Annotated in this window: 11 protein-coding genes; 1 reads left to right on the forward strand and 10 read right to left on the reverse strand. The window is 74.0% G+C overall.

The window, feature by feature from the left end; genetic code table 11:
- Nucleotides 1–409: 409 nt before the first annotated feature.
- The 3 genes from glgX to adh form a co-directional block, all read right to left on the reverse strand.
- A complete protein-coding gene (gene glgX / locus QA634_RS34395; protein ID WP_012336430.1) occupies nt 410–2,518 on the reverse strand; it encodes a glycogen debranching protein GlgX in 2,109 nt (702 codons plus the stop codon).
- A gap of 64 nt (nt 2,519–2,582) precedes the next feature.
- The gene (locus QA634_RS34400) at nt 2,583–2,948 is read right to left on the reverse strand and encodes a DUF779 domain-containing protein (protein ID WP_012336431.1); all 366 of its coding nucleotides are present in this window, start codon (nt 2,946–2,948) and stop codon (nt 2,583–2,585) included.
- A 187-nt stretch (nt 2,949–3,135) separates the two neighbouring features.
- Nucleotides 3,136–4,656, reverse strand: a complete 1,521-nt coding sequence (gene adh / locus QA634_RS34405) for an aldehyde dehydrogenase (protein ID WP_012336432.1) — start codon at nt 4,654–4,656, stop codon at nt 3,136–3,138.
- A 263-nt stretch (nt 4,657–4,919) separates the two neighbouring features.
- Between adh and QA634_RS34410 the strand changes: the two genes are divergently transcribed.
- A complete protein-coding gene (locus tag QA634_RS34410; protein WP_012336433.1) occupies nt 4,920–6,812 on the forward strand; it encodes a sigma-54-dependent Fis family transcriptional regulator in 1,893 nt (630 codons plus the stop codon).
- Between the two features lie 24 nt (nt 6,813–6,836).
- On the opposite strand, the gene QA634_RS34415 is transcribed toward QA634_RS34410, so the two are convergent.
- The 7 genes from QA634_RS34415 to QA634_RS34445 form a co-directional block, all read right to left on the reverse strand.
- Nucleotides 6,837–8,123 carry an adenylate/guanylate cyclase domain-containing protein gene (locus QA634_RS34415; RefSeq protein ID WP_012336434.1) on the reverse strand — a complete coding sequence of 429 codons (1,287 nt, stop codon included), beginning with the start codon at nt 8,121–8,123 and terminating at the stop codon, nt 6,837–6,839.
- A gap of 325 nt (nt 8,124–8,448) precedes the next feature.
- Complete coding sequence (locus QA634_RS34420) at nt 8,449–8,997, reverse strand: RBBP9/YdeN family alpha/beta hydrolase (RefSeq protein WP_012336435.1); 549 nt, start codon at nt 8,995–8,997, stop codon at nt 8,449–8,451.
- A 45-nt stretch (nt 8,998–9,042) separates the two neighbouring features.
- Nucleotides 9,043–10,110, reverse strand: a complete 1,068-nt coding sequence (locus QA634_RS34425; RefSeq protein ID WP_012336436.1) for a UV damage repair endonuclease — start codon at nt 10,108–10,110, stop codon at nt 9,043–9,045.
- Nucleotides 10,111–10,176: 66 nt separating this feature from the next.
- A complete protein-coding gene (locus tag QA634_RS34430) occupies nt 10,177–10,995 on the reverse strand; it encodes a hypothetical protein (RefSeq protein WP_012336437.1) in 819 nt (272 codons plus the stop codon).
- Between the two features lie 52 nt (nt 10,996–11,047).
- Entirely contained in the window at nt 11,048–11,449 is a 402-nt protein-coding gene (locus QA634_RS34435) for a DUF3618 domain-containing protein (protein ID WP_012336438.1), read from the reverse strand.
- Nucleotides 11,446–11,841: a phage holin family protein gene (locus tag QA634_RS34440; RefSeq protein WP_012336439.1), complete on the reverse strand. Its 396-nt coding sequence runs from the start codon at nt 11,839–11,841 to the stop codon at nt 11,446–11,448. Before QA634_RS34440 ends, QA634_RS34435 begins: the two co-directional genes overlap by 4 nt.
- A gap of 11 nt (nt 11,842–11,852) precedes the next feature.
- On the reverse strand, nt 11,853–12,371 hold the full coding sequence (locus QA634_RS34445) for a hypothetical protein (RefSeq protein WP_012336440.1): 519 nt from the start codon (nt 12,369–12,371) through the stop codon (nt 11,853–11,855).
- Nucleotides 12,372–12,612: the final 241 nt, after the last annotated feature.

The following is a 12,612-nucleotide window of genomic DNA, read 5'->3' on the forward strand; positions in this document are numbered from 1 at the left end:
CCGGTCGGAGGCGATTGGCCCTGCGCCGGGCCCCTCGACGAGGCAATCCGCCGAGCTTCCGCCGGTTCCGCCCCGCTGCCGGGCTTCGCGCCCGCAGCCGGGCGGTGGGGCGGCGGCGCCACACCGGGTGCCGGGGGGGCCATCCCCGGCCCGCCGCATGGCCGGTTTCATGGCTCGCTGCGTCGACGGATACGCCCGATCACCGGATCCGTCACCCTCGCGCCATGCCCTCGCGTCGTCCGGCAGGGTCGGCCGGCCGGCGACGAGCGCGTGCCGGGGAGGGACGTGCTCAAACGACATCCGGTTGATTGCGTCGCCATCTCCCGTTTCGGCCATGCGGATGCCGGCTTCGCTCAGGCGCCGCGCAGGCGTGTGATCCGGGATCCGCTGCGATCAAGCGGATCCCGGATCACACCCCCGGGCTGCGCCCCGGCCGCGCCATCGGCCGGCCGAAGACCAGGAGCGCGCGGCCCGGCAGGGTCACGGTCGCGCCCGTCCGCACCGGCTCGTGATGCGCCGGAATCCCGTCCGGAACGGTGGTGTCGAAGAGCGGCGTCCAGGGCCCCCCGATCGCCCGAGCGAGGTGGAAGGCGACCGGGTCCGGCGAGGCGTTCGCCAGCAGGAGCAGCCGCTTGCCGTCCGGCGCGTCGTTGCCGATCTGCATCCCGAAGGAGCGCCGCGCCCCGTCCGCCCAGGCCGCCGCGTCCATCTCCTGCCCGCAGGGCGAGAGCCAGTGCACGTCCTTGAGGCCCGCCGGCGTCACCGTCTCGCCGGTGAGGAACTTGCGGCGGCGCAGGGCCCGGTGCGCGCGCCGCAGCGCCAGCAGGTTCGCCAGGAACCCGGTCAGGGCCGGGTCGCCCCCGTCATCCTCCCAGTCGACCCAGGAGATCGGGTTGTCCTGGCAATAGGCGTTGTTGTTGCCGCCCTGGCTGCGCGAGCGCTCGTCGCCCATCAGCAGCATCGGCACGCCCTGGGCCAGCACGATCGTGGCCAGCATGTTGCGCTTCTGGCGCGCCCGCACGGCCAGGATCGCCGGGTCGTCGCTCGGACCCTCGGCGCCGTAATTGCACGAGACGTTGTGGCCGTGGCCGTCGCGGTTCTCCTCGCCGTTCGCCTCGTTGTGCTTGCGCTCGTAGGCGACAACGTCGGCGAGCGTGTAGCCGTCGTGGGTGGTGATGAAGTTGATGCTCGCCCCCGGACCGCGGCCGGAGGGGGCGAAGATCTCCCGGGAGCCGGTGAGGCCCTGGGTCAGCCGCGGCAGCGTGCCGTCGTCGCCGCGCCAGAAGCCCCGGGCGGCGTCGCGGAACTGGTCGTTCCAGTCGCTCCAGCCGATCGGGAAGCCGCCGAGCTGGTAGCCGCCCATGCCGAGGTCCCAGGGCTCGGCGATCAGCTTCACCCGCGACAGCACCGGATCCTGCAGCATCGCCTGCAGCACCGCGGCGCGAGGGCTGAAATCGTGCGGGCTGCGCGCGAGGCTCGACGCGAGGTCGAAGCGGAACCCGTCCACCCGGTAGGTCTGGACCCAGTGGCGCAGCGAATCGAGCACCATCTGCATCACCCGCGGGTGGGCGACGTCGAGGGTGTTGCCGCAGCCGGTAAAGTCGAGGCAGTCGCGCCGGTCGTCCGGCCGCAGCTTGTAGTAGGCGGCGTTGTCGATGCCCCGGAAGGACAGGCTCGGCCCTTCCCGGTCGGCCTCGCAGGTGTGGTTGTAGACGACGTCGATCAGCACCTCGATCCCGGCGGCGTGGAGCTGGCGGATCGCCGCCTTGAGGCCGGGCGGGCCGGCCGTGCCGAGATAGCGCGGCTCGGGCGCGAAGTAGTTGAGCGGCGAGTAGCCCCAGAAGTTCGACAGGCCGCGATCGACCAGGAAGCGGTCGTCGACGAAGGCCTGGACCGGCAGGAGCTCGATCGCGGTGACGCCCAGGCGCAGGAGGTGCTCGACGACGGCCGGGTGGCCGAGCGCCGCGAAGGTGCCGCGCCAGGGCAGCGGCACGCCCGGATGGGTCTGCGTCAGCGCCTTGACGTGGGCCTCGTAGATCACGCTGTCGACGAGGGGCCGGCGCAGCGGCGGGTCGTCGGCGACCTCGGCCTCGGGCGCCGCGACCACGCCCTTCGGCATCATGGCGGCGCTGTCGCGCCGGTCGATGAGGTCGTCGCGGTGCAGGCCGCGCCGGTAGGCGTAGAGCGCGTCGTGCCAGCGCACCTTGCCGTGGATCTCCCGCGCGTAGGGGTCGAGGGAGAGCTTGTGCGGGTTGAAGCGGTGGCCCTGCCCCGGGTCCCAGGGCCCGTGCACCCGGTATCCGTAGAGCTGGCCCGGCAGCAGGCCGGCGAGGTAGCCGTGCCAGACGTCGTCGGACCGCCGCGGCAGGCGGATCACGTCCGTCTGGTGGCGCCCGGTCGGGTCGAACAGGCAGAGGTCCACGGCCGTGGCATGGGCCGAGAACAGGGCGAAGTTCACCCCGCGCCCGTCGAAATGGGCACCGAGGGGGGCCGGCAGGCCGTCGTCGAGGGCGATCATCCGGCTTTCATCGGCGCGGCGATGGCCTACGGTCAAGCCTCCCGCAGGGATCGCGCGGCGGGCCTCAGCCGTTCAGGGCCCGGCTCTCCGCATCGGTGAACACCCGCGAGCGCACGTGGAAGCGCACGTCCCGGCCGTTCTCCAGCGAGAACATGCCGCCGCGGCCCGGCACCACGTCGATGATGAGCTGCGTGTGCTTCCAGTACTCGAACTGGGCCCGGCCGATGTAGAAGTCGGCCCCGCCGATCCGGCCGAGGTGGACGTCGCCGTCGCCGATCAGGAAGTCGCCGACCTGGTAGCACATCGGCGAGGAGCCGTCGCAGCAGCCGCCGGATTGGTGGAACAGGATCGGGCCGTACTCGGCCCGCAAGGTCTCGATCAGGGCGAGCGCCGCGTCGGTGGCGGTGACGCGCGGGGGGAGATCGGTCATCGGCGCTCCTCCGGGATGCCTGCTTGTGTCCTGCGCCGGGGCGGGTCTCCGGCGTGATCGGCCGGGACCGAGGCCTCCCGGCGCAACCTCGCTGAGATGGGCAACACGCCGGGGCACGAGGGGGTTGCGGGTCCGGGCGGGTCGGGACAGCGCCCACCGGCCCGAAGGCCGGCGGGGGAGCGGGGTCTCAGAAGAAGCCGAGGGCCTTGGGCGAGTAGCTGACCAGGAGGTTCTTGGTCTGCTGGTAGTGGTCGAGCATCATCTTGTGGGTCTCGCGGCCGATGCCCGACTGCTTGTAGCCCCCGAACGCCGCGTGGGCCGGGTAGGCGTGGTAGCAGTTCGTCCACACCCGGCCGGCCTGGATCTCCCGCCCGAAGCGGTAGGCCCGGGTCCCGTCCCGTGTCCACACCCCGGCGCCCAGCCCGTAGAGCGTGTCGTTGGCGATCGCCAGCGCCTCGGCCTCGTCCTTGAACGTCGTCACCGACAGCACCGGCCCGAAGATCTCCTCCTGGAAGATCCGCATCCGGTTGTGGCCCCGGAACACCGTCGGCTTCACGTAGAAGCCCTCGGCGAACTCGCCCGCCAGCACCGCCCGCTCGCCGCCGGTCAGCAGCTGCGCCCCCTCCTGGCGGCCGATGTCGATGTAGGACAGGATCTTGGCCAGCTGCTCGCCCGAGGCCTGGGCGCCGATCATCGTGGCCGGGTCGAGCGGCGAGCCCTGCCGGATCGCCTCCACCCGCGCCACCGCCTTCTCGATGAAGCGCTCGTAGATCGATTCCTGCACCAGCGCCCGGCTCGGGCAGGTGCAGACCTCGCCCTGGTTGAGGGCGAACATCGCGAAGCCCTCCAGCGCCTTGTCCAGGAACGCGTCGTCCCGCGCCATCACGTCCTCAAAGAAGATGTTGGGCGACTTGCCCCCCAGCTCCAGCGTCACCGGGATCAGGTTCTGGCTGGCGTACTGCATGATCAGCCGCCCGGTCGAGGTCTCGCCCGTGAAGGCGATCTTGGCGATGCGCGGCGAGGAGGCCAGCGGCTTGCCCGCCTCCAGGCCGAAGCCGTTGACGATGTTGAGCACGCCGGCCGGCAGCAGGTCGCCGATGATCTCGGCCAGGACCAGGACCGAGGCCGGGGTCTGCTCGGCGGGCTTGAGCACCACGCAGTTGCCGGCCGCCAGGGCCGGGGCGAGCTTCCAGACCGCCATCAGGATGGGGAAGTTCCACGGGATGATCTGGCCGACCACGCCGAGCGGCTCGTGGAAGTGGTAGGCGACGGTGTCGTGGTCGATCTCGGAGAGCGAGCCCTCCTGGGCGCGCACGCAGCCGGCGAAGTAGCGGAAATGGTCGATGGCCAGCGGGATGTCGGCGTGGGTGGTCTCGCGGATCGGCTTGCCGTTGTCCCAGGTCTCGGCCAGCGCCAGCAGGTCGAGGTTGTCCTCCATGCGGTCGGCCATCCTGGTGAGGATGCGGGCGCGCTCGGCGGGGGCGGTGCGGGCCCAGGCGTCCTTGGCGGCGTGGGCGGCGTCGAGGGCGCGCTCGATGTCCTGGGCGTCGGAGCGGGCGACCTCGCAGATCAGCCGCCCGGTGAGCGGCGACGTGTTCTCGAAGTAGCGCCCCGCCGCCGGCGCCACCCACTGCCCGCCGATGAAGTTGTCGTAGCGCGCCGCGAACGGCGAGGCGGTCTGGCCGCGCAGGAATTCCGGCTTGTTCATGGTGTCCTCCCAGGATCGTCGCCCTCGTCGGGTGCGGGGCGAGCCGTCCTGTCCTGAGCAGCCCGCGTGCCAGGCCGCCGCCGCCGCCCCGCCGCCGGATCTTGCGACGCGGTAAGTCCCTGGCAATGCTTCGGTCGACCGGAATTGCGGGCGTCCGACCGAGATCTGCGACGACGCTTCTCGGTGATGGTGCCAGATTTCCCTCGACTGAGGCTGCGACAGCTGCAACAGCTGTCGCAACATGCGACAGAGGGAGGCTGAGCATGGAGAGCCGCGTGGCGACGCCCCGCACGCTCCTCGCCGCGCGCCAGCGCATGGTCGGCAAGGGCGGGCTGGAGGGGGTGCCGGACCCGATCCTGCGCTCCTGGGAGCGTTGCGCGGCGCTCGGCCTCGATTTCGGCACGAGGCCGCGGGTCGAGCCGGTCACCGAGCGGGAATTGCGCGAGGCCTGCGAGCGCAACGAGGCGCTGCGCCGCCGCTGCCGCCCCGAGATCGAGGCGCTCCACGCCGACGCGCAGGCGACCGACAGCCTCGTCATCCTCACCGACGCGGAGGGGCTCGTCCTCGACACGCTCGGCAGCACGACCTTCGCGGGCCGCGCCGCGCAGGTGGCGCTGCGGCCCGGCGTGCCCTGGAACGAGGCCGCCACCGGAACGAACGCGATCGGGACCGCCCTGGTCGAGCGGCGCCCCGTCGAGGTGCGCGGGGCCGAGCACTACTTCGAGCCGCACCGGATCCTCAGCTGCGCCGCGATGCCGATCCTCGGCTCGCGGGGCGAGACGCTGGGCGCCCTCGACCTGTCCGGGCCGGCCGCGGTCCACCACATGCACGCGCTCGGCCTGATCCGCCTCGCGGTGGACGCGATCGAGCACCGGCTGTTCGACGCGGTCGCGTCCGACCGGGCGGTCCTGCGCCTCCACGCGGACCCGGCGCTGCTCGGGACGCCGCGGGAGGGCGTGCTGGTCTTCGACGGGGCGCGGCTCGTCGGCGCCAACCGCGCCGGGCTGGCGCTCCTCGGCCTCGACTGGAGCGCCATCGACCGCGCGGATCTCGACCGGCTCTTCCCCGACCTGCGCGCGCCGGTCCCGGGCCCGCTCCAGCTGCGCGACGGGGCGGGCCGCCTGCTGCACGGGCGGCTCCAGGCGGAGCCGGCCCGCCCGCGCCCGCGACCGGGCCGCGCCCCGGCGGTGCCGGCGGGCCCCGACGCGCCGGTCTTCGACGCGGCCACCGCCGACCTGCTGGCGCGGGCCGTGCGGCTCCTCGACGCCGGCATCGCGGTCGTGGTCGAGGGCGAGACCGGCACCGGCAAGGAGGTCTTCTCCCGCGCGGTCCACGCCGCCTGCGCGCGGGCGCGGGCGCCCTTCGTCGCGGTGAACTGCGCGGCCCTGCCCGAGAGCCTGATCGAGGCGGAGCTGTTCGGCTACGAGCCGGGCGCCTTCACGGGCGCCGCCAAGCACGGCGCCAAGGGCCTGCTGCGGCAGGCGGATGGCGGGCTCCTGTTCCTGGACGAGATTGGCGACATGCCGCTCGCCCTGCAATCGCGCCTGCTGCGGGTGCTCCAGGAGCGCGAGGTGCAGCCGGTCGGCGGCGGCCGCCCGGTCCCGGTCGATTTCGCGCTGATCTGCGCCACCCACCGCGACCTCGGCCAGCTCGTGGCGGAGGGGCGCTTTCGGGCCGACCTGTTCTACCGCATCGCGCCCTACCGGGTGACGCTGGCGCCCCTGCGCGCGCGGGCCGACCGCCGCGAGGTCGTGCAGCGCCTCTGGGAGCACCTCGGCGGCGCGGCTCGGGGGATCGCCCTGGCGCCCGCCTGCGCGGCGCTCCTCGCCGAGGCGGAGTGGCCGGGCAATTTCCGGCAGCTCGTCGGCACGCTGCGCGCCCTCCTGGCCCTCGCCGATCCGGGCGACGTGGTCGGGCCGGAGCGGCTGCCCGACACCCTGCGGGTGCGCCCGCCGGCACTGCCGGCGGCACCGCCGGCTCCGGCGGCGCTCGCGGCTCCCGCCCCCTCCGCCGCGGCCGAGAGCCTCGACGCGATCGCCCGCGACGCGATGCGGGCGGCCCTCGACGCGGCGGGCGGCAACGTCTCGGAGGCCGCGAGGCGGCTCGGGATCAGCCGCAGCACCCTCTACCGGCGCTGCCTGTCGGAGCGGGCCTGAGCGGCCGTCGCGGCCGGCCCCGCCTCAGGCGATGGCGGCGACCGGCGGGGCCGTCCCTTCCGCGGCCGGCGCGTAGTAGGCCATGGCCTCGCGGCGCCCGCGCAGGGGGGCGCGGCTGACCTCCCGCCACGCCCCGCCGCGCGCGCCCGCCGCGCGGCAGGCGGCCTCCGAGGCCAGGATCGCCACCCCGTGCACCTTGGTGGCCTGCTCCAGCCGGGCCGCGACGTTGACGGTGTCGCCGAGCACGGTGAATTCCAGCCGCGCCTGCTGGCCGATGATGCCGCAGAAGACCTCGCCGTAATGCACGCCGATGCCGATCCCGTGCGGGCGCGCCCAGCGCGCGCTCGGGCGGCCGGCCAGCGCCGCGAGGCTGCGCGCGAAGGCGAGCGCCCGGGCGGCGTCGTCCGGCCGCGGCTCGGGCAGGCCGAAGACCAGGAGCGCCCCGTCGCCGATGAACTTGTCGACCACCCCGCCGTGCAGGCGCGCGAGCCGGATGATCCGGCGGCGGAAGGCGGTGAGCAGCACCGAGAGCGCGTGGGGATCGAGCCGCTCGGCCAGGCCCGTGGAGCCGCGCAGGTCGACGAAGACGATCGCGGCGAATTGCCGGCGCCCGGCCCGCAACCCCTCGACGTCGTCCGCCAGGCGGGTGACCAGCTCCTCCGGCAGGAAGCGCGACAGCGAGGCCCGCCGGCCGGCCTCCCGGACGGCCGAGACGGCGAGCACTGCCAGCAGCGTCGCCCCGAGCGCGACCAGCACCCAGATCGTCAGCGCGACCCGCGAGACCTGGGCCCGGCGCGCCTCCATCAGCGCCGCCTCCTGCTGCTCCATCTGCCGCAGCAGGCCCCGGATCTCGTCCATCAGCGGCTTGCTCGGGCCGCCCGCCAGGGCCCGCGCGACGGCGTCCCGCCCGTCGCGCAGGGACAGGTCCACCGTGGCCGCGAGATCGGCGCGCTTGGCGGCGATCAGGCCGCGCAGCCGCTCGGCCCGCGCCCGCTGCTCGGGAGCATCGCGCACCAGGGCCTCGAGCTCCTCGAACTCGTCGGCGATCATCGCCTCGCTCGCCGCGAAGGCGTCCAGGAATCGGGCGTCGCCGGTCAGCAGGAAGCCGCGCTGCTGCGTCTCGGCCTCCTGCACGGCCGAGAGGAGGTGGCCGAGCTGCGCGTCCACCATGACGGTGTGGCGGACCGCCTCGGTACCCTGGTGCTGGTACACGAACGCGCCGAGCGCGATCAGCATCATGCCGATCAGCGCCGCGAAGCCGGCGCTCATCCGGACGGCGCCCGGGCTGCGGAGGAGGCGGAGGCGGCGCACGTCCCGTCGTTTCCTTCCCGAACACCTTCTCGCGGAGTCTTGCCCGAAGCCGTGAAGAACCGGTTCCTCGCGACGCGGCGGCCGGGCGATCCGCGCGAGAGCCGGACGGACCGGATGTCGAACGGGACCGGCCCGGGCCGGTTCCCCTGCCCCGGCGCCGCAGGACGCGGTCATGCGACAGCCGATTGATGGCTTCGCCATCTCCGATTTCGGCCATGCGGATGTCCGCGTCGCTCAGGCGCCGCGCGGGCTTGGCATTTCGGCTTCGCTCAAGCGCCGCGCGGGCTTGGGATCCGGGATCTGCTGCGATCACGCGGATCCCCGATCAGAGCCCGCGCAGGAAGCCCGCGAAGCGCATCAGCCCCTCGGGCCAGGGGCCGTGGCCGCTCTCGCCGTTCAGGTGCCCGGCCTCGCCCGCATCGACGAGCTCGGCGCCCCAGGAGGCCGCGAAATCCTCGGCCCGGTCATAGGCGGTCCAGGGATCGGAGCGGCTCGTGACCAGCAGGGCCGGGAAGGGCAGCGGCTCGCGGGGGATCGGCGCGAAGGCGCGCAGCAGGGCCGGCGCGTCCGGCCGCTCCACGTCCGGCAGCGCGACCAGGAAGCCGCCCCGCACGGCGCCCGGGGGCAGGAAGGGGGCGGCCTGGACCGCCGAAACCACCCCGAGGCTGTGCGCGACGAGCACGACCGGCCGCTCGGCCGCCCGCACCGCGGCGACGACCGCGTCGCGCCACGGCTCGGGCTCCGGGCGGTCCCAGTCCGGCATCCCCACCCGCCGCGCCGTGGAGAGCCGCTCCTCCCACCGGCTCTGCCAATGATCGGGCCCGGAATTGGTGTAGCCCGGGATGACGAGGATGTCGCAATCGGCGCTTCGCATGGTGCCCGAGCGATAGCGCGTGCGGGCGCAGCCGTCGAGGCGGGCTCACTCGGCCGCGAGGGCGAGCGGGCCGCCGACCTGACGGGCGAGGCCGGTCGAGGCGAGGTTCTTCAGCTTCGCCTCGATCTCGAAATCGCTCCAGGCGAGGTGGAGGGCCACGACGTCGTTCAGCGCCCGGTTCCACATCAGGTCGGAATGGGCCGCGAGCGCCCGGCCGCTCAGGCCCGCCGCCAGCAGCGCGGCGAAGTCCGGGAGGGCATCCGGGTCGTGGCCGACCAGCAGGTCCTCGCGCGAGACGCTGACGTGGCTCACCGGCCGCACGCCCCGCCAGGACTCCCGGATCCGGGCGATGCGCGGATCGTCCGGCGCGATGTAGTGGCCGCGGCTGTGGATCCAGTGGTGGTGGAGATCGAGGACCACCGGCACGAGGTCGCCGAGTTCCAGCACGTCGTCGAGCCCGAAGGAATCCTCGTCGTTCTCCACGGTGACGAGGTGGCGCGCCGCCTCGCTCACCCGCGGCAGGGTGGCGCGGAAACCCGCGAGGCCGGGCTCGCGGGCGCCGACATGGATGTTCACGTGGGCCCCGTGCGGGTGCCAGCCGGCGCCGTAGCCCATCATCGCCATGACCTCGGCGTGGTAGTCGAGTTCCGCGATGCCGTTGGCCAGGGCCGCCGGGTTGCGCGAGGCGAGGATGCAGAAGGGCCCCGGATGCATGCTGAGCCGCACGCCGCCCGCCCGCGCCGCCTCGCCGATTCCCGCGAGCCCCGCCTCGATGGACCGGCGGAAATCCGGGTCGGCGTAGAGGTCGCGCACCTCGGGATGGGTGTAGCCGGGCAGGATCGCGCTCGCGAGGCGCAGGAGCCGCTCCAGCGGCGGGCGCGCGGCGACCCAGCCGATCTGGCGCCGCAGGGCCGCGAGGTTGTGGCCCACGACCGCGGCCAGCTTGTCGCGGGCGCCGGCGGGGTCGAGCCGGCGCAGATGCGCGATGGTGACGCTGGTGACGTTCATCGCCAGCGCCGCCTCCTTGGCGGCCTTGAGCGTCGGGTGGGTGCCGGGCGCTTCGTCGGGGATGAACTTGCAGCAGAAGCCGAGGCGGGGGCTGTCGTCCGTCATGGGCCGACAACGCCGGGGCCCGGGCCGGGTTCGGGGCGCGGTCCGCCCGCGCCCCGGGAAATCGGCTCAGTGCGTCTGGATCGTCGGCCCGCCCGGGCGCGGCGTCGCGCCGCCCTGATCGGCCTGGCGCAGCTCGTCCGTGGCCGCGTGCGCCGCCGCGGAGGCCGCGTCCTGCGCTTGGTCGAGGGCGGATTCGACGAACTGGCGGCCGCGCTCGGTCGCCTCGCGGGCGTAGCGCAGGCCCTGGTCGCGCACCTCGTCCGCCCAGGCGCCGACCGTCTCGTCCTCGCGGCGCGTGCGCGGCAGGAGGGCGCCGATCATCAGGCCGGCGGCCAGGCCGACCACGCCGACGAGGAGCGGGTTCTCGCCCACGAAGCGCTCGACCGCGCTCTGGCCGCGGGAGATCTGCGCCGAGCTCCGCTCGCGCAGGTCGGCGTAGCGCCGGGCGCCGGACTCGATCGCGTCGTTGGCGTAGTCGCGGGCGCGGTCGAGGGTCTCCGAGCCGCCCTGCTGGAAGCTGCCATAGGCCTGGCTGGCGCGCTGGTGGGCCTGCGAGACCGCGTCGCTCGCCGTCCGCCGCAGGCGCTCGGCCGCGGCGTCGGCGGCCTGCCGGATCTGCTCGGCGGTCTGACCGGCGGTGTCGCCGACCTTCGCGGCGAAGTCCGAGGCTTGGCTCGAGGCTTGGCTCGAGGCTTGGCCCGTGCCTTGGCCCGTGCCTTGGCTCGAGGCTTGGCCGGTGCCTTGGCCCGGTGCCTGTCCGCCGGCCGTCCCGGCCTGCGCCCGGGCGGTGTCGTGGTCCTGGTGGAGATTGCGCTCCGGCCCGGCGCCCGGGACGTGGGCGGAGGGGGCGTCCGGAGTTGCGGGCTTGATGGTGTGGTCGGCCATGTCGTGCATCCTTGTCGTGCAGCCTTGGCTTGCGGGCGCGGTCCGGCCCGCGTCAGATCTGCGCGGCCTCCGGACGGGCAACCCCGTCGGCGGCCGGGTGGTCGGTCGGGCGGTCCGGGTCGTAGATGCGCACGGCGCCGTCGTTCAGCACCGGCACCGTCGCGGCGCGCGCCGCCGTCGCTTCCTGGTGGAGGCGGCGGCGATTCTCCTCGGAGACGCGGTGCAGCAGCCAGCCGACGCCTGCCACGATCAGCATCACGGGCACCGGGTTGCGCCGAACCGCCGCCAGCGCCCCGTCGTAGAGGCCGCTCATCGGCGACTGGCGCACCGTGCCGAGCATCTCGTCGACGATGCTGGCGGGCGACAGCCGGTCCTGGATGCGGTCGATCGTGTGATCGAGCCGGGCCCGGGTCTGCTCGATCTCCTGTTCGAGCTCCGAGATCGACTGGGTCATCCGGACACCCTCTCGGACAGGACTCGCGCGTCCTGGCGCACTTGGCGGGTCGTGCGGGTGGGCGTGAGGGTCGAGAGCGACATCGCGCGGCTGCCCGCCAGGGCGAGGCCCACCGCCACGACCAGGAACACGCCGCCCACGATGAGGGCGGCGAGCGCCTCGGAATGGACCAGGGTGGCCAGCCACTTCACCAGCGCGTCGACCAGGACCAGCAGCGCGACGACCGCGAAGACCGCCGCCCCCACCACCATGCCGAGCCCGAGGAACAGCGTCCTCAGATTGTTCGACATCTCGGTCCGGAAGAGGGCGATCTCCTTGCGGGCGAGGTCGGTGGTCTCGCGCAGGGCCTCCGCGAGGAGACCCTGGATGCTGCCATTGCTCGGTTCAGCCATCGCCGCCTCCGTCAGACAGGGCCACGCCCGCCCGCCCGGCGCTCGGCCGCGAAGGCCTCGCGGCCCGGCATGGCATGGCGCGGATGGGCCGAGGACTTGATGAAGCGCGCCGCCAGGAAGCCGGTCACGAAGGTGGCGATCGCCACGGCGGCCGGGCGGCGGCGCGCCGCGGCCTCGATGTCGCTGTAGAAGTCCTCGAAGCTGCGCTCGCGGATCGAGCCGGAGAGCTGCTCCAGGCCCTCCGCGGCGCTGTCGAAGAAGGCCCGCACGTTCGGCTGGCTCTCCAGGCCCTTGCCCGATTCCCTGAGAGCTCGGGCGAAATCCTCGACCGATTGCGCCGCGTCGTCCTTGCGCCGCGCGACGTAGCCGGTGACCTGCTCGCGCGCCGCGTCGACCAGGCCGTAGCCGCGCTCCACCGCGACGTCGCCGAGCTGGCGCACGTCGTCGCGCAGGCCCGTCCAGCCGGCCGGATGGTCCGCGCCCGGCCCCGGCCCGGCCTGATGCTGCCCGTTCTGATAACCCGCGCTCATCACCCAAGACTCCTTGAGACATCATCATGGCGCGTCGGACGCCCGCCCGGCGCGGTCTACGATTGAGCGAGTAACCGCAGCCGGGTCGCCCGGTTCCGCTGCGGATGCAAGGCCCGTTCTCGTCCGGCCCGCGGCCGCGCCGCAGCGCGGCGAAACCGGGGCGATTCCTGTGGAGCGCCGTGCCCGGCGGAAAGCGCCGCCGTGCAACCGATGCGTTCCGCGAGGGTTGACCAAGGGCCGC

This window comes from Methylobacterium sp. CB376 (assembly GCF_029714205.1).
GTDB lineage: Bacteria > Pseudomonadota > Alphaproteobacteria > Rhizobiales > Beijerinckiaceae > Methylobacterium.